General features: G+C 46.2%; 17 protein-coding genes and 1 tRNA gene. 9 read left to right on the plus strand and 9 right to left on the minus strand.

Annotated features, from left to right (window positions below; genetic code table 11):
- The first annotated feature begins 2 nt into the window (after positions 1 to 2).
- From rph to H8K29_RS16185, 6 genes are all read left to right on the plus strand, one after another.
- Positions 3 to 740: a ribonuclease PH gene (gene rph / locus H8K29_RS16160; RefSeq protein WP_186898406.1), complete on the plus strand. Its 738-nt coding sequence runs from the start codon at positions 3 to 5 to the stop codon at positions 738 to 740.
- Positions 741 to 750: 10 nt separating this feature from the next.
- Positions 751 to 1,335, plus strand: a complete 585-nt coding sequence (gene rdgB, locus H8K29_RS16165; protein ID WP_186898407.1) for an RdgB/HAM1 family non-canonical purine NTP pyrophosphatase — start codon at positions 751 to 753, stop codon at positions 1,333 to 1,335.
- On the plus strand, positions 1,336 to 2,595 hold the full coding sequence (gene hemW / locus H8K29_RS16170) for a radical SAM family heme chaperone HemW (protein ID WP_186898408.1): 1,260 nt from the start codon (positions 1,336 to 1,338) through the stop codon (positions 2,593 to 2,595).
- 40 nt (positions 2,596 to 2,635) lie between these two features.
- Positions 2,636 to 3,787: an HDOD domain-containing protein gene (locus tag H8K29_RS16175; protein WP_186898409.1), complete on the plus strand. Its 1,152-nt coding sequence runs from the start codon at positions 2,636 to 2,638 to the stop codon at positions 3,785 to 3,787.
- Positions 3,787 to 5,802: a bifunctional diguanylate cyclase/phosphodiesterase gene (locus H8K29_RS16180; protein WP_186898410.1), complete on the plus strand. Its 2,016-nt coding sequence runs from the start codon at positions 3,787 to 3,789 to the stop codon at positions 5,800 to 5,802. The genes H8K29_RS16175 and H8K29_RS16180 overlap by 1 nt, the downstream gene beginning before the upstream one ends.
- A 61-nt stretch (positions 5,803 to 5,863) precedes the next feature.
- Positions 5,864 to 5,953, plus strand: a tRNA-Ser gene (locus tag H8K29_RS16185).
- Between the two features lie 179 nt (positions 5,954 to 6,132).
- Here the strand turns inward: H8K29_RS16185 and H8K29_RS16190 are convergent.
- Positions 6,133 to 7,116, minus strand: coding sequence for an Arm DNA-binding domain-containing protein (locus tag H8K29_RS16190; RefSeq protein WP_186898411.1), 984 nt, complete (start codon positions 7,114 to 7,116; stop codon positions 6,133 to 6,135).
- A gap of 503 nt (positions 7,117 to 7,619) precedes the next feature.
- Between H8K29_RS16190 and H8K29_RS16195 the strand changes: the two genes are divergently transcribed.
- Positions 7,620 to 7,859 carry an AlpA family transcriptional regulator gene (locus H8K29_RS16195; RefSeq protein WP_186898412.1) on the plus strand — a complete coding sequence of 80 codons (240 nt, stop codon included), beginning with the start codon at positions 7,620 to 7,622 and terminating at the stop codon, positions 7,857 to 7,859.
- 547 nt (positions 7,860 to 8,406) lie between these two features.
- Positions 8,407 to 9,357 carry an inovirus-type Gp2 protein gene (locus H8K29_RS16200; RefSeq protein WP_186898413.1) on the plus strand — a complete coding sequence of 317 codons (951 nt, stop codon included), beginning with the start codon at positions 8,407 to 8,409 and terminating at the stop codon, positions 9,355 to 9,357.
- Between the two features lie 172 nt (positions 9,358 to 9,529).
- On the opposite strand, the gene H8K29_RS16205 is transcribed toward H8K29_RS16200, so the two are convergent.
- From H8K29_RS16205 to H8K29_RS16215, 3 genes are all read right to left on the minus strand, one after another.
- Entirely contained in the window at positions 9,530 to 10,594 is a 1,065-nt protein-coding gene (locus H8K29_RS16205; RefSeq protein WP_186898414.1) for a toxin-antitoxin system YwqK family antitoxin, read from the minus strand.
- A gap of 160 nt (positions 10,595 to 10,754) precedes the next feature.
- Positions 10,755 to 10,973 (minus strand): hypothetical protein, encoded by a 219-nt coding sequence (locus tag H8K29_RS16210; protein ID WP_186898415.1) that lies wholly within the window; start codon positions 10,971 to 10,973, stop codon positions 10,755 to 10,757.
- Between the two features lie 36 nt (positions 10,974 to 11,009).
- A complete protein-coding gene (locus H8K29_RS16215) occupies positions 11,010 to 11,180 on the minus strand; it encodes a hypothetical protein (protein ID WP_186884988.1) in 171 nt (56 codons plus the stop codon).
- Positions 11,181 to 11,318: 138 nt separating this feature from the next.
- Between H8K29_RS16215 and H8K29_RS16220 the strand changes: the two genes are divergently transcribed.
- Positions 11,319 to 11,537, plus strand: a complete 219-nt coding sequence (locus H8K29_RS16220) for a helix-turn-helix transcriptional regulator (RefSeq protein ID WP_186898416.1) — start codon at positions 11,319 to 11,321, stop codon at positions 11,535 to 11,537.
- A gap of 25 nt (positions 11,538 to 11,562) precedes the next feature.
- Here H8K29_RS16220 and H8K29_RS16225 read toward each other — a convergent pair whose 3' ends face one another.
- The 5 genes from H8K29_RS16225 to H8K29_RS17785 all read right to left on the minus strand — a co-directional run.
- A complete protein-coding gene (locus H8K29_RS16225; RefSeq protein ID WP_186898417.1) occupies positions 11,563 to 12,504 on the minus strand; it encodes a hydrolase or metal-binding protein in 942 nt (313 codons plus the stop codon).
- 144 nt (positions 12,505 to 12,648) lie between these two features.
- The gene (locus H8K29_RS16230) at positions 12,649 to 13,665 is read right to left on the minus strand and encodes a YqaJ viral recombinase family protein (RefSeq protein ID WP_186898418.1); all 1,017 of its coding nucleotides are present in this window, start codon (positions 13,663 to 13,665) and stop codon (positions 12,649 to 12,651) included.
- 187 nt (positions 13,666 to 13,852) lie between these two features.
- Entirely contained in the window at positions 13,853 to 14,812 is a 960-nt protein-coding gene (locus H8K29_RS16235; protein WP_186898419.1) for a DUF932 domain-containing protein, read from the minus strand.
- A gap of 216 nt (positions 14,813 to 15,028) precedes the next feature.
- Positions 15,029 to 15,361 (minus strand): hypothetical protein, encoded by a 333-nt coding sequence (locus H8K29_RS16240; RefSeq protein WP_186898420.1) that lies wholly within the window; start codon positions 15,359 to 15,361, stop codon positions 15,029 to 15,031.
- 12 nt (positions 15,362 to 15,373) lie between these two features.
- Positions 15,374 to 15,655: hypothetical protein (locus H8K29_RS17785; protein ID WP_222611507.1), on the minus strand; the 282-nt coding region annotated here is incomplete at its 5' end.

The raw sequence follows: 15,655 nt of genomic DNA on the forward strand, positions 1-15,655 counted from the left end.
TTATGTCTCATATTCAACGCCCTAGCGGCCGTGCAGCGGACGCTTTGCGGCCTGTCGTTATCAGCCGCCATTTTACGAAACATGCCGAGGGTTCTGTACTGATAGAGTTTGGCGATACCCGCGTGATTTGCACGGCCAGTATTGAAGATAAAGTTCCCGGCTTTCTGAAAGGAAAAGGGCAGGGCTGGCTCACTGCAGAATACGGTATGCTGCCAAGATCCACGCATACGCGCATGGACCGCGAAGCGGCCAAGGGTAAGCAATCTGGACGTACTCAGGAAATTCAGCGTCTGATAGGTCGCTCTTTACGTGCAGCATTTGATCTGAATGCATTTGGTGAACGTACATTGCATCTCGATTGTGACGTGATTCAGGCCGATGGCGGAACGCGTACTGCTGCTATTTCTGGCGCAATGGTCGCAGCCTTTGACGCCTTTTCCAAACTGGTTGCAAATGGCTTGATTGCGCAGGTTCCGCTCAAAAATTTTGTCGCTGCAGTTTCTGTCGGTGTTTATCAGGGACTCCCGGTGTTGGACCTCGATTATCCTGAGGACTCCAGTTGTGATACAGATATGAATGTGGTGATGACCGATGCCGGGCATTTCATCGAGGTTCAGGGAACCGCCGAGGGCGTCGCGTTTGATCGTGGCACGATGAATCAATTGCTTGATCTTGCTGAAAGTGGCATCAGTGATCTCATCGATTTGCAAAAACAGGTACTCGGTTTGTTGGAAAGCTGAGTAGATTGCAATGACAAAAAAAATCGTACTGGCCTCCAATAATCAAGGCAAGCTGAAAGAGTTTTACCAGATACTTTCGCCACTTGGCGTTGAGCTGCATTCGCAGTCAGAGTTTGATGTGCCGGAAGCGGATGAGCCTTTTTTCACTTTTGTGGAGAATGCGCTAGCCAAAGCCCGGCACGCATCGAAACTGACAGGTTTGCCAGCGCTGGCCGATGATTCAGGCATTTGCGTGAATGCCCTGCAAGGTGCTCCCGGGGTATTTTCTGCCAGATACGCCGGTGAACCGAAATCGGATTCCAGAAATAATCAAAAGCTGATCGCTGATCTGCAAAATAAGGCCGATAAATCAGCATATTATTATTGCGTGCTGGTTCTGGTTCGTTCAGAACACGATCCCCAGCCTGTGATCGCTGATGGCATATGGAATGGTGAAATTGTTGCCAGTGCGCGTGGTGAGAATGGTTTCGGATATGATCCGCATTTCTGGATTCCTTCGCTGAACAAAACAGTTGCGGAACTGTCTGCAGAGCAAAAAAATCAGTTATCGCACCGAGGACAGGCATTGCGTGCATTGTTTGAGAAATTGAAATAAATGATTCCGATTAAACCGGTATCTCAGTTAACTGGCATAGTGCGACCAACGACGGATATCTCCCAAATTCCACAAGATGTTGCGACAAAATTTTTGTCTCCGGGCAGTCTGAATCTGCCGGTGTTGCCGCCGCTGTCTTTGTATATTCACTTTCCCTGGTGCGTCAGAAAATGCCCTTACTGTGATTTTAATTCGCATGAAGTAAAGGGAAGTTTTGACGAAGATGCTTATCTGACGGCGTTGCGCGCAGACCTTGAAGCTTCGCTGCCCCTGATCTGGGGCCGTAAAATTTATACGGTATTTATTGGTGGAGGCACGCCAAGCCTGATGTCGGCTGCGGGTGTTGATCGCTTGTTATCGGATATCCGCACCTTATTACCGATAGATGGTGTCGCAGAAATTACGCTGGAAGCGAATCCCGGAACTTTTGAAACCGAAAAATTTCGCTCGTTCAGACAGAGCGGAATTAATCGATTATCAGTAGGTATACAAAGTTTCAATTCGCAGCACCTTGCTTCTCTGGGGCGTATTCATAACGGGGATGACGCTAAACGTGCAATTGATATTGCCAAAACACATTTTGATAATTTCAATCTCGATCTGATGTTTGCGTTGCCCGGGCAAACGCTGACTGAAACGCAGCAAGACATTGAGATGGCGCTGTCTTTTGCTCCACCACATTTATCCCTGTACCACCTGACGTTAGAGCCGAATACCTATTTTGCCAAATATCCGCCAGCAATTCCTGATGATGATACAAGCGCAGAAATGCAGGAATTGATACACGCGAAGATGGCAGGCGCGGGCTACGTTAACTACGAAGTGTCGGCGTATGCGCAACCCGGTAAAGCATCCCGGCATAATCAGAATTACTGGAATTTTGGCGATTATCTGGGGATCGGTGCAGGCGCTCATTCCAAACTGTCGTTTCCACATCGCATCATTCGTCAGGCCCGCTTCAAACAGCCGAAAGCATTTATTGAGGCGAGTATGGCTGGTAATGCAGTTCAGGAGTCGAATGAGATCGATGCACGCGATTTGCCATTTGAATTTATGCTGAATGCCTTACGTTTGAATCAGGGGTTTCCTGTCAATTTATTTCAGGATCGTACTGGTCTGCTGCTGAATTCAATAGAGAAAGAATTGCAACTTGCCGAGAAAAAAGGACTGATACAAAGAGATCATCAGACAATTTCACCGACCCCGACGGGGAGGTTATTTTTGAATGATCTTCAGGAAATTTTCTTGCGTGACGTGTAATTCGATGTACCAATCATTTATCCCTTCTTTTTTGCCAGTCATGAATTCGCAGCAGCAGTTGTCTGCGATTTATCCGGATTTTGGCGCCATGTCGCAGAGCGTTGTATTCAGCACGCTGGAGCACTGGCAGAACACAAGTTTTTTCGACAGACTTGCTGATATCAGCTATTTCGTTTCTGTTAAGGATATCCAAGAAATACCAGCAGATTTGCATATTAGTCTGTCTGGCTCCCGGATCGTGCTCTGCGTGTCTGATGAACTATGTGCTGAAGAGTCGAATCACGCCAAGTTGAATAACATCGTCAATAACGGACTCAGAATAGTCACTGATCAGTTAAATGCGCAAACAGAATTGCGTTGGACGGATGCCCGGCACGTTGCGGTCGACTGTACTAATGGTGTGCCATTAAGTTGCAGACCCTGGATCACACGTCTTAGCAGCGGTCAGCATTGGGCGAAACAACTCTCGTCTTCGATAGAGTTGGAGCAAGCAAAGCAAGCAGGCTTTACTTTGTTTTCAGGAGATTATGCGTTTAATCCTCCAGCAAAAAATAAAGCGGCGGATAGCTCGGCCCGCACGCGTTTGCTGAAATTACTGGGATTGCTTTCCCGTGATGCCGACTCCGATGAACTTGAAAATTTAATAAAACAAGATCCCACCTTGTCTTTCATGCTGTTCAAATTAGTCAGTTCTGCCGCTTTCAGTCAACCGGTGCGCGTTTCATCCTTTGGCCAAGCCATCAGTTTATTAGGTCGCAGGCAATTGCAGCGCTGGTTACAGTTGTTGTTATATGCGCGTCAACAGGGCCTGGGTGGTGCGCTTAACCCCTTGATGGCACGAGCCGCATTTCGCGCCAGTATGATGGAAGCAGTGTTTCAGAAGCTTGGTGCAAGTAAAGACGATCTGGATGGTGCATTTATGGTCGGTATGTTTTCCTTGTTGGATAAATTGTTTGGCAGTGCGTTGTCGGAGGTACTTCAGCCTTTGCAATTGCATGAGGATATTTTGCGCGCGTTGTTATACAGATCTGGAAAACTGGGGCAGTGCCTTTGTTTAGTTGAACTCGCGGACCGCACAAACACCATGGCGTTAAACGAACAAACGAGATTGTTGGAATTAGATGCAGATAGCTATTACGATTGTATTTGTGACGCGTACGTGTGGGTCAATCAGGTCTGCCGGGATATGTGATGACGGAAACATCTGTTGATGTACTTAATCTGAGTCTCGGCGTCACTTTGGGTGAGGCTGTTCTTAGCCTGAATGGGCGTGATCTGGACAGTGAAATTAACCGGATTGCGCATACCTTATTTTCTGATGGGGCGGTCAGTTACGAACGAGGCACCGTTGCGTCTGGGATGTCCGGGCAGGGATTTTGTGTTTCTGTTTCGCCGGAGACTTATTATCTGCTCGCCGCTAAACAGGGTGTTTATTCCGAGGCGGATCTGGAAAAAGTGAATGCGTTGGCCGTGTTGACTGCCCGCCTGTTTGCTAAACGTCAGCATCTTTTGCAGCAACAAGATATGAATTTGCAACAACATATGTTGCAGACGCAGATACTGGATCAGATTCATGAATCGGTGATTACGATGGATCTGGCTGGCTTCATACTGAGCTGGAATCGTGGTGCCGAAAAATTATTTGGTTATCGCTCTGACGAAGTGCTCGGGAAGAATATTCTGTTCTTGTACGACAATGAAGAGTCAGATGAAGGAACGCCAGCGTTTTTCGATCATTTTCTGGAACATGGCGGTCGCGAGATGGAGGTGCGCCGCCGAAAAAAGTCAGGAGAGGTGTTCTGGGCCAGCCTGACCTTGTCTACGCTCATCAGTCAGGATAATCAGCCGGTCGGCATTGTCGGATATCTCAGCGATATCACCCAACGCAAAGAGGCAGAACTAAAAATTAATCGCCTTGCTTATTTCGATACCCTGACGCAGCTTCCCAATCGTAGTTTGTTTAAACAACTGGTTGATCAGTCTTTGCAGCAATTGCGACGTAAACAAACAAGTGGTGCGTTGCTCTTTATCGATTTAAACCGCTTTAAGCCTGTGAACGATACTTTCGGGCGCCAGATTGGCGACGCTTTGTTGATGCAGGTTGCCAGACGTTTTCAGCAAACTCTGCGAAACGAAGACATTATTGCCCGTTTGGGTAGCGATGAATTTGCCATCGCTTTAACCGATGTGAATCAGTATTATCACGCCAGTCTTGTCGCGCAAAAAATTCTCTCGTCCCTTGATGCTGCATTTGATATCGGCATACATGAGCTACGCGTCAGCGCCAGTATCGGTATCAGTCTGTTTCCGGAGGATGGAATGGACGCAGATAGTTTGTTGCAACGTGCAGATATTGCGATGTTTAAAGCAAAGCGCAATGGTGCTGGTATTTCGGGTAGTTATGCGTTTTACAGTCAGGGTATGGATGCACACATTGCCGGAAAGTTATTCCTTGAGTCTGGCTTACGCAAAGCGCTTCATCAGCAAGAGTTTTTCCTGGTATATCAACCGAAGATCGACGTGCAGACGCGCACCTTGGTTAGCGTTGAGGTTCTGCTGCGCTGGCAACATCCTGAGCGCGGTTTAATCTCTCCAGTGGAATTTATTTCCATTGCTGAAGAGACTGGGCTGATTCTGCAAATTGATGCCTGGGTCTTAAATTCCGCCTGCCAGCAAGCGAAGTCATGGCAGGATGCAGGCCTGACTCCGTTCAGAATCGCAGTCAATCTGTCGGCCAATGAATTCACCAGTGGCTTACCATCGAAAATTGAATCGGTACTGCGGCAATATCAGATTTCACCAGACTGGCTGGAACTTGAAATCACTGAAAGTATGCTGATGCACAACACCGAGAGTGTTATCGAGATTATGGAGCAGCTGGTTGCACTCGGCGTTAGTCTGGCACTGGACGATTTTGGCACTGGCTATTCCAGCCTTTCGTATCTGAAGCGTTTTCCAATCTCATCCATCAAAATTGACCGTTCTTTTGTGCAGGGCATCCCTGCTGATGCCAGTGATTGTGCGATTGCGAGTGCAATTATTGTTATGGCGCACCAACTGCAGCTGAAGGTTGTTGCGGAAGGGGTTGAGACAACGGATCAGTATCAATTTTTGAGTGCCGCATCTTGTGATGAAGTGCAAGGCTTCTTGTTTTCAAGGCCGACATCCCCGCAAGAGATTGTGAAACTGATCGGTAAAGTCTTTTAAGGCAAAAAATCGTCGCCGAGGCTTGTTTTGCGTGTCGCTATCAGGATATAATGCGAGGCTCGGAAGCTTGGCAGAGCGGTTGAATGCACCAGTCTTGAAAACTGGCGAGGTGTTAAAGCCTTCGTGAGTTCGAATCTCACAGCTTCCGCCAAAATAAAATGATAAGCCCTTGATTTTCAAGGGCTTTTTCTTTTTCTGACTTGCTCAGTATGCCATCTGGTATGCCATTTTGGGTTGGAATAGATTCATCCATATTGGACGGTTGTTTGTGATAAATCACTCTTGTAGTGATTTTGAATCCTTGTCTTATCGACGATTGTCAGCCAACGACTAATTCCTTTTTTTTAGGGGCGCGCTAAGAAGGTTGAGATCCCAATTAATAGAATTGGTCCCTTGTAGTAAACGGCTTTCCCACCAAGTCATCAAAAGCCGCCTGGCGCTGTTGCTTATCCCACATTCATTTTGTCCGCGTCTTTTTTTTGTGTAATCCTTGATGAATTCGCTACGGAAACAGCTAAATTTGACGGCAGTAAATTCAAAGTAAGCAATAAATTTATTCGTATCAATGACGTAGGTTGGGGATATTTTGTTCAGGACTTGCTTCATTTCATTTTTTAGCTCACTTTTACTTAATCTGCGAAGTAGAGGAAACAGTCCTTCTCTGTAAGAATCTCTGTCAAGTTTCATTTCTAGCGCTTCAAAAATTGTAATTGCGCTATAGGGCAAATCAACATCCAAATGGGGAGTATGTTTTTCTGCTCTCCGGAGAGTCAAATATGGTTCCGATCTTTTGCTTTGGATATCTGTTGTTGCTAATTGCAGCAAATCTTCCATGCTAAGTGGTAGCAGGAGCATCAGCCATATGACTCCATAGAGCTCTAGGTCAATTGGCTCCAGATTTCCGCTTGTAACGCGTTCTGGATTGAGTGGGGCAATTTGATTTAATTCCTTAACGAAGTTTCTAGCGTATTCATAGCTCTTAAAGCACGGAATACGCGGCATTGCCAAGTCTGCGGACAGTTTTTCAATGCCGTTCTTGTGTCTTTCCTTAAGAATTTTTGTGCGATATTTTTCAGCTTCTATCCTGGCCTGTTCCTCAGAACGATCTTTAGCGCTCCCAAGTGATTTTTCATAGGGTGTCCTCTTGTGCATCATTCTAAACTCGTAGCTAACAACCTCGCCGTTCCGAACAATTTTTGTCAGTCCGCGTCCCAAGCTTTTCTTGGTTACTTTGGATTGGCTTTTTTCTTTTTGCTGATCATCGTTTGGAGTCTGTTGATCAGTGCTCAAGAGTTGTTCTGCCGAACTCGTCATGCTGTCCTCTTACATTCAGGGAATTAAAAATTTATGCGGTTACTTAATGACGAAAAATATTAAGTAATAATTGCCAATGCTGAATTAGCAATAATGGAGCATTTTTAAATCAAAATTAACCCAAAATATTCCATTTCTTTTTACTAAAAAATCCAATTTAAAATACCGAAATAAACAAATATTTCGACAAAACAAAAACCAAAATTACACCAATATTTTTAAATTAAACTATAGGTAGTTAGCTCTGTTTTCTCTATATAAAGCGACTAAACAGCTAGTTATTACCCAGATGGAATTGGTGTCGGGTTAATTTTTGAAGTTCAGATGTTCTGAGCATACAACATTATTAAAAGGCTTTTCATATTTTATGGATTTGACCTGCCTGGACTTTGTTTTCAATTGAACGTATCAGGAAGGGGTTGGAAAAAAAATACCGCGTTCGCCATGGTGTGCAGTTGACCGTTGTCAGCTGCGCTTACTTAAATCAAATAAGGAAACGAACCATGTTGAATCAATCAAATCCACAATTAATCCGTCGCCATCAAGTTGAATTGATGACTGGCCTCAAGCGCAGCAGTATTTATGGTCGAATGAATCCACAATGCAAACAGTACGATCCGGATTTCCCGAAGCCCGTGTCTTTGTCCACCGGCGGGAAGGGGAGTGTTGCGTGGATTGCTTCCGAAGTGAATGCGTGGATAGAAGGCCGTATTGCGGCAAGCCGATTCAGTGGCAAGCGATAAACTAACTAAGTTTCGTGTCATCAGAACGGAAATAACTCTGCATAAAGTTGAGTTGGAGTAACTATTGGTTTGTTAAGCAAAAATCGCAGTAAGGGCAGCTTGGCTCGCTATTTTTCGCCTCCTGGAATTTCGGTTATTTATGTTATTAATAATTATATTGATAATCAATTAATAGATGGCTGATGAAGATGAGTAATTAAAAAAAATTATTACGATCTAAATTGCACTAACGTAATTTACTAACCGTCCATTGTCGTTACATCTCATTCACGCAGCATCAGGAAATGACGGAACTCGGACCAGATGTGGCAAAGGTGTTATTGGCATCACGGATAATAAACACGTTCCAAGACTTATTTACCATCCCATAGCGCCAGTCCTGACGTAAGCCTGTAGCCGTTTCTTGGCACTGCGCTGACACACCCAACCCGTTTCCTTTAATTAATTCTTATTTAAACATCTTGCTTGTCGCCAGATGTTGATATCGCGTGTCTGCATTCTCAAGTGCAACCAAGCGATCTTTCATCTCAGAGAAAGAAATGAAATCATGTCAATGAACGACGAATTGGAAAATGATCTGTATGAGTTTCGGCTTGACTCTGATTGCCTGGATGAATTGCGGCAATTGATCAAGCATATCGCAGGGAACGTATTGCCGGATTATAAAGTTGTACAGGCATTGCGTTCAGGCATAAACCGCTATTTGGAAGTAATCGCAAAGTTACCTAGAGAATATGATTTTGGCGGGTACTTGGAAGCATTTATGACCTGCTGTCAAAATCTCGGCATAGGGCAGTCGTGTTTTTCGGTAACGGATCAAACTGTCGATCAACTGATCAACGAAGTGCGAAGATATTGCCGTACAGATGTATTTCGAGAAACAGTACGTATCGAACGCAGGGAAGCGGATACACGGCTGAAAGAATACATTCAGTATATCGATGGCCTTTTTGATATGAATGATCGAATTATCGTATTGCGATTGGATCTTGGATATCGAAAAGCTCATTCCGGTAGTGTGACGCTGGAGATAGCGCTTGAGGATATGAATCGATTGTTAAGAAATCGACGTGCCAATCAGTTGTTTAATGGCAATATTGGGTATGTCATCAAAGCTGAATATGGTGTTGAACGTAGAATTCATTTCCATGTGCTGATGTTTTTTAATGGATCAAGCCGACAAGGAACGTCTCATGTTAATCATGCGCGGCAAATTGGGGAGTATTGGTGCGAAGTTATTACCAAAGGGTGGGGGGATTACTGGAACTGTAATCGACAAGTTAAGGATTTTGAGCAGAAGGGGCGCTGTGGCATTGGATTAATCCATTGGAACGATACTCATTTGCGTCAGAATTTGCAAAAATATGTACTGGCCTATCTTTGTAAGGTCGATCAGGGTTTTCGGCCTCGTCATAGGACTAAGTCCAGAATGATGCGACGCGGTGCGTTGCCTCAGATGCGATCAGTCAAGCGAGGACGGCCACGGATTGGCGTGTGATGCACTTAGGTGACGTCGATATGTGGAAAAACGTTAAATGTTAAGAAAAAAATGATATGCGTTGCACTGTAATATCTACCTTGAGGAGTGGGGGAATCGGAGCGGATTGTTTTTGATCGTCACTTAGATTCAATCTGACAATCTTTGTCAGATTGAATCGAGTACGATTTCTTTACTTCCTAGTCTTACACTCCTGTTCCCATTCGTCGAGCACGTCATTTCTGATCAGCTCATCCGGCGAAGTTTTTCTCACCGCCGCAATTTTGGCATCCAGACACGCACTGACAGAACTTCCAGCAGTCTGTACCTGAGCAGAAACCGGTGCTGTTTGACCTGCTGCACATTCTTTTTCCCAATGAATGATATTGACGTTGGTCACCTCATTGTATTGAAAGTTCATCGTTTCCACTTTGTAGGCTGCTTCTTTGGCATTCACACATCCCTGTAATGCGGGATTCGGTTGATAGACTCCATTAGCATATGTTTCTGATTTTTCAACGGCCATTCCTGGGACATCGCCGATGAAATCGCTTCCTCCTTGGAGAATTTCAGTCATATTACTGATCTTAGAGATCTGATCTGACATTTCTTTAGGCATATATCTGACGAGACCTTGCGGGTCAGTATAATAAATCTGTGTACCATCAAGAATACCGTTCTTATAGGATTCCTGACGCGTGTTGTATCGCACTACTCCCGTTTGTTTGCCATCAAGCCAATTAAGATCAGTGCGCAGTATTTTTCCGGTGATATCCCATTTTTTTTCGTTACCAGATTTTTGGTTATCGACCCAATTCCGACGGGTGATGAGTGCTTCGTTTTCAAACGGGTTGTGAACCTCTTCTAATCCATTTTTCTGATCATTAACATAGTGGGTCAGTTTCCAGAATTTGCCCGTGCTGACCTCCCAGCGTCGTTCTACTCCATTTCTTTTGCCTTCCTTCCACTCTGACTCCTCCAACTTGACGCCTTTCATCGAACTGCAGATACGTTTCCCATCCCGGAGTCCGTCCGTGAATTCATCAACGCAAGTGCCGCTTACTGCTGTCGGTAGTGCAGACCCCCAAGGTACATTCTTCATGGTGCCAGTAAAAGGGGTGCTTTCATTGGCGCGATAGGCCAATCCCCGACGAAATTCAAATTCACGAAAATCGATTTGTTTACCGCAGGCAGTCAGTAAAAGTGCTGCAGCGATGACAGCAAGGGCTGTTTTGTATTGTGGGTAATTCGTTTTCAAAATAAACTCCAAAGATTGATTAATAGTTAATTATTTATGTAAATAAAAACCACCGATCAGGTGTGATGCGGTGGTTGAACTAAAGAAGTTAGCTGAACACAGCCCTACCAGACAAAGTGTAGAGACAGTATGTTGAATGCCTGAGAATGGGTGCGCGCAATTATTTTTTGGACTTGGTGTTATCGATTTCTTTCTGTGCGCGACTGTTTATTTCAGGAAGTGCTTCCTTAAACGTGAAGCGGGTAATGTTGTACAAACCTTTGCCAACCAGCTTAAGTCCCGCAACCGCTTTGTCGGTTTTGCCCACAGCATCAAAGCGTAACTCGTCGAGGGCATCGGACATTTTGTAATAAGGGTCTTTCTCTTTCTTGTCGCTCATGGAGTGCTCCTTTCAGCATGAGAAGCGATAAGTGAATTAGTTAGCGTCGATTTTTCCGGTACCGTCGCAACGAGGACATTCAACACGGACATGGCGGTCACCGGCACAACCGGGACAGTTTGCCGGATGAGGGTGTTCGTCATAGTCGATTGGGCAAGGAATCTCGCCTTTGCCTTTACATTCCGGACATTTGATTTTTTTGCTCATGAGGATTTCCTTTCATAAAGCCAATTGAATTTAAAAATAGAACTGCAACAGAAATGTTACGATTAGACCACATTTTCAATATTATCATGTGACGATTAGTCCGTGTACGATTAGTCTTCAAGATGGGTTAATGTCGTCGTGCAGAAACGACCATTACCCATTAGCTTCGGCGAGCGAATTAGAGAGATACGAAAGGCAGAAGGACTTTCTCAGGAAGACTTTGCCCATTTGTGCGGATTTGACCGTACCTACATCAGTGGCATAGAACGAGGGAAGCGAAATCCATCTTTAACCGCCATTGAAGTGTTGGCAAAAGCGCTCAATGTGAGTGTCAGCAAGTTGTTTGACGAACTCTAATCTGTAAATCAAACGGTAAATTTCGTTATTTTCCAATAGCTAACTGAGCTACTTTCCCATCAAGCTTCTCTCTCAGGCTTGGCTTCGTCGTCGTTGTATTGGAAGGTCTTGCTGATTCAGATGCCACTGATTGATCGGAATGAAGTGTCGTATCTTCTTGTATTGTCCCAGCAAAGAACTCCTCCACAATCTCCCCCGCATCTTCTTCGCTGTCTTCAAACGCCCCATTCGCAAATCCCTCCCGTACTGCCTGATCCAAGGCGTCCTGCATGTAGCCGCCAGCTTGTCGTCGTTCATGAATTTGTTTGGCTGTGGTAATCGCTTCCTCCAGACTCATCCCTTCGCGTATGGTCAGATCGGCGTAATAGATGGCTGACCGGTGACTTTGCGTCGTACTTTTACCTCGCAAGCGTAATTCCAACGGTAAGCAGGCCAGCAGATTGCCGGAGACGGCTTGGTAATAATGCAAACGCGCCGTCAGGCAACGAATGCTGTTAAAGCCTGTCGTTCTAAAAATAAAACTCCCGACATCATCTTCATCCCCAATTTGCACATTTAAACGCCCATACGGTTTGCAAGCCTGTCTTTTCGCCAGTTCGCAACTCTCCGGTGCCGGACAAGGCAGTGTTTGCATCCCATTTGCCGTGTAGCGTTTGCAGGTGTCGCCATTGCCGACGCAGAGCGGACGACCCGTCTGCCGATCAAACAGACTGTATTCCGCACGCAGGTTGATCTCGGGATCGTTGAATAACACGCGCACCGGAATCGAACGCAATTTCCCATTCGCGGAAAGCTTGCGTAATTCATCATCAAGGGGATGCGTTATCCAGCCATCCCGGCCTTGCACCTGTGAGGTAATGGTAAATTGATCGTCCTTCTCGGGAAGGCGTTTGCCATTTTTTTCGATCACTTTACCAATGGAAATCCGCCCCAGTATTGGCGGTGTAATGGCAAGTCCTTTAATCATGATTTGCTCCTTCAGATAAAAAAGGCTGCGTTCTTTCAGAAGAAAGACGCAGCCCTTGGTTTTATGGTGAGTGGTTTTTTGTTCGTCAACTCATTGATGAATGCTTGTAGTGCCTACAGCGTTCCACATGGAGTAGCATGGACTTCACGTGGAAATCAGAAAGCGCCGACTTCCCGGTTTCGTCGTCGCGTACTGTTGTGGAATATCCGGCTGATCTTCCAGTAGGCGCGCCATATCAATGCCGTGGCTGTCTTTGGAACGTTTCCAGCTGATTTTGCCAGTCTCAAATAAAGCGATGCTGGCGTCACCCATACGCTGTTGCAAGGTTTGTTTCAACTGCGCTTCAATCGCTTCGCGGTTGGCGATGTCGTCACGTACAGCAACCAGATCAGCAAAGACGGAAGACAAGTGTCTGTCTTCTTTAAAATCCACCACATTCCCTTTGTCCTGCGGATACAGGCAACGCAAGGCCGTTTCCGCAGAAGCAGAACCATCCGCTGGTGGTGGCGTATCCGTTTCCACGTAATGCCAGAATTGCCGTTCCAATTCAATCAGACGACGAATCAACACATCATCCCGTTCTATCCGATGAATACGGATTTCCTGACCACACACCAGGACACACACATCTGCTGCCGCTTTTCCTGTTACGGCTAACTGATGCTGAACCTGACACACGACATAGTCCGGTACACCATCACGCCACAACCGTGCACCGAACTCTCCGGCAGTTTTACATTCCAGAATCTGCACGTCTGCGGCACCCATCACTTCCCGGTCGATGTTTGCCAGCATCCAGTTCTTGTCCGGGTCAGGGTGCTGCAATACCGCATTGATCTTGCGTACCCGGTTACCGGTGCGACGTGTGTAATGCGCGGCTACAATCGGTTCCAATAAGGTGCCCCAATACATGGGACTGTCTTCATCATTCGGATCGACTTGCGGTAAGGCCGCATCACGTCCGGTCTTGATCATCCACAATTCCAGTTGTGACTGATAAGGATTGAGTCCTACCGCCGTACCAGCATCACTACTACCGATACCCCCTTTGCGTACCGCTAACCATTCATCACGGCTTAAATGATTGGTTTTGACTAACTTCAGCGCAGGACGCTGAGAAGTAAGCTGAGAACCATGCTGAATTTGCTGACTAAGAGACATGTCCGACTCCTTCAATTAAAAAGATACAGAAATAAAAAATCGCATGCCCATGCAATCACACGGGCATAAAAGAACAGCCCGGGGCGCTAAACGCGACCGGGCTGTGAAGAAAGAAGAATGAACAAGAAGAAAGAGAGAATCGCAATAAGTCACGTCCTCTCTCGTGGATCGTCTGCATCAAACGACCTCAGGCAATCATCAACAACGCCTGATCCAGTGCCTTCTGTTTCAAGGCGGCGCCCTGACCGAACCAGGCGGATTCCAGGCGATGATCGGTACTGCGGGCACGTCGTTCATGATCGACATACTCCGTCACCGAATTCAATAAACCGAAGGCAGTGGATTTTGAGGAGGCCAGTTCAGCTCCTTTGCCTTGACCGTCATACAGCGCTTGCACTTTCTTGATCGCCCGTTCATTCGATAAAGCACCAGTGGAGTGATTAGCGTCGGTAAATACCCGCAAGAAGTAATTCATCGCTTCATGTGATTTCACCTTACGTTCAGAGAGCGTCTTCATCCGATACATAAACGCATCCCATGACGCCACCGAAATGCCGAGTTGCTTCTTGACCGCTTGCGGATCGAACGAAGTGTTGTGCGGCACCTTCACTGCACCAGCTCCGTTGTTTAAAGCAATCGCCAGCGTGTTATTGCACACCACCCGGATACTGGTGAACTGCGCCGTTGTCGCCAGCGTACCGTCACAGGCGGTTGCCAACAGGAGATACGCATTCACTACATCGTTGCCTTTTAGAGCGGACGATTGATTCGTTTTAGCCAGTGCCCAGACCTTGCGGCCTTCTTTCAAGACACCAGCAGTTTCCAACTCAAACCCAGAGATTTCCGTCAGATCGCGATAAAACTCCAGAATCTCCCGTGGTTGCACTACCTGATAACGATTGGATACCACCGATAACGCCGCCTTGGTATCGGAACGGTACAGCACCTTTTGTTCAGGGAAAGACATGATTGCTCCGAGGCTACCGATGCTTTCTGTCATGAAACGCACCGGCGTTTCCTTGATCTCGAAAGCCATCCCTGCTTGTTGTGCCCAGACTTCAATTGGTTGCTTTGCGGTGAGTTGATTGCCCAGACCATGCCAGGGAACTTGATTAACATAAGCCATTGATTCGACGAGATGTGCCATAAAACCTCCTGAGAGAAGAAATAAAGAAAGTAAATAAAAGAGAATTGAAAAACAGGAAAAACCAGAAAACAGAAAAAACCAGAAATCGGAATACGAAAATTCGCGCACAAAAAAGCCACCCGGCACAAACCGGATGGCGTAAGCGATTGAGGGTCATGAAACGGAAAAACGAAGAGAAAAGACGGAAAAGAGAAAAGAACGACGAAGGGGAGAGATTTAATTGCGCGGCATACTGAAGGTATAAGCACACTCCAAACATTCATGGTTATCGAACAAGGCACCATCGAATGATTCACCGATCTTGGCACCGGCGATACAACCGGTCGAGCCACCGATCAGTCCACCAAAAATAGCACCGGCCAGACCACCGATCAGCATGCCTGCGGGACCGGCAAAGGTACCGATGCTGGCACCGACTTCAGCACCGGCAGTGGCACCAGAGACACCGGCGACGGTACCTGCAACCGTACCGATGGCACTGCCAGTTCTTTTACCTGTGTGTTTCACAGTAATGCGCGCAGAGTCGCATTGGGGGCAACGATAGTTCATGGGAATTACCTCTTAGTTGAGATGAAGAAATCGGCTGAGAAAAGCCGAGTCACTAAGCGGGATTTGCTTGGTCACATACTGGTGATATATATGTGAAAATTTTTTGAATGCGCCACGCTGAGACGCAGATTGCATCCAAAGCTGAGCCGAACGTTGAATGGAAGAAGGGCGGTATGTTGTTGTTTTTTTACGTCGATAAAGTAAATGAAATAGTCGGTGTAAAGAGGTGGGTTGTTCATACGGCATGAACACGATTCTCTTTCTCCCGTAAGCGATCGCCAGCAATTGTCTCTC

The sequence above is a fragment of the Undibacterium sp. CY21W genome (assembly GCF_014284265.1).
In the GTDB taxonomy this organism is placed as follows: Bacteria; Pseudomonadota; Gammaproteobacteria; order Burkholderiales; family Burkholderiaceae_D; genus Undibacterium; species Undibacterium aquatile.

Bases quoted from the DNA above. Each gene is read 5' to 3' on its own strand.
- H8K29_RS16235 (WP_186898419.1), bottom strand. From the start codon at position 14,812: ATGGCACATCTCGTCGAATCAATGGCTTATGTTAATCAAGTTCCCTGG.
- rdgB (WP_186898407.1), top strand. From the start codon at position 751: ATGACAAAAAAAATCGTACTGGCCTCCAATAATCAAGGCAAGCTGAAA.
- H8K29_RS16190 (WP_186898411.1), bottom strand. From the start codon at position 7,116: ATGACGAGTTCGGCAGAACAACTCTTGAGCACTGATCAACAGACTCCA.
- H8K29_RS16215 (WP_186884988.1), bottom strand. From the start codon at position 11,180: ATGAGCAAAAAAATCAAATGTCCGGAATGTAAAGGCAAAGGCGAGATT.
- H8K29_RS16200 (WP_186898413.1), top strand. From the start codon at position 8,407: ATGTCAATGAACGACGAATTGGAAAATGATCTGTATGAGTTTCGGCTT.
- H8K29_RS16180 (WP_186898410.1), top strand. From the start codon at position 3,787: ATGACGGAAACATCTGTTGATGTACTTAATCTGAGTCTCGGCGTCACT.
- hemW (WP_186898408.1), top strand. From the start codon at position 1,336: ATGATTCCGATTAAACCGGTATCTCAGTTAACTGGCATAGTGCGACCA.
- H8K29_RS16210 (WP_186898415.1), bottom strand. From the start codon at position 10,973: ATGAGCGACAAGAAAGAGAAAGACCCTTATTACAAAATGTCCGATGCC.
- H8K29_RS16230 (WP_186898418.1), bottom strand. From the start codon at position 13,665: ATGTCTCTTAGTCAGCAAATTCAGCATGGTTCTCAGCTTACTTCTCAG.
- H8K29_RS16225 (WP_186898417.1), bottom strand. From the start codon at position 12,504: ATGATTAAAGGACTTGCCATTACACCGCCAATACTGGGGCGGATTTCC.
- H8K29_RS16240 (WP_186898420.1), bottom strand. From the start codon at position 15,361: ATGAACTATCGTTGCCCCCAATGCGACTCTGCGCGCATTACTGTGAAA.
- H8K29_RS16175 (WP_186898409.1), top strand. From the start codon at position 2,636: ATGAATTCGCAGCAGCAGTTGTCTGCGATTTATCCGGATTTTGGCGCC.
- H8K29_RS16195 (WP_186898412.1), top strand. From the start codon at position 7,620: ATGTTGAATCAATCAAATCCACAATTAATCCGTCGCCATCAAGTTGAA.
- rph (WP_186898406.1), top strand. From the start codon at position 3: ATGTCTCATATTCAACGCCCTAGCGGCCGTGCAGCGGACGCTTTGCGG.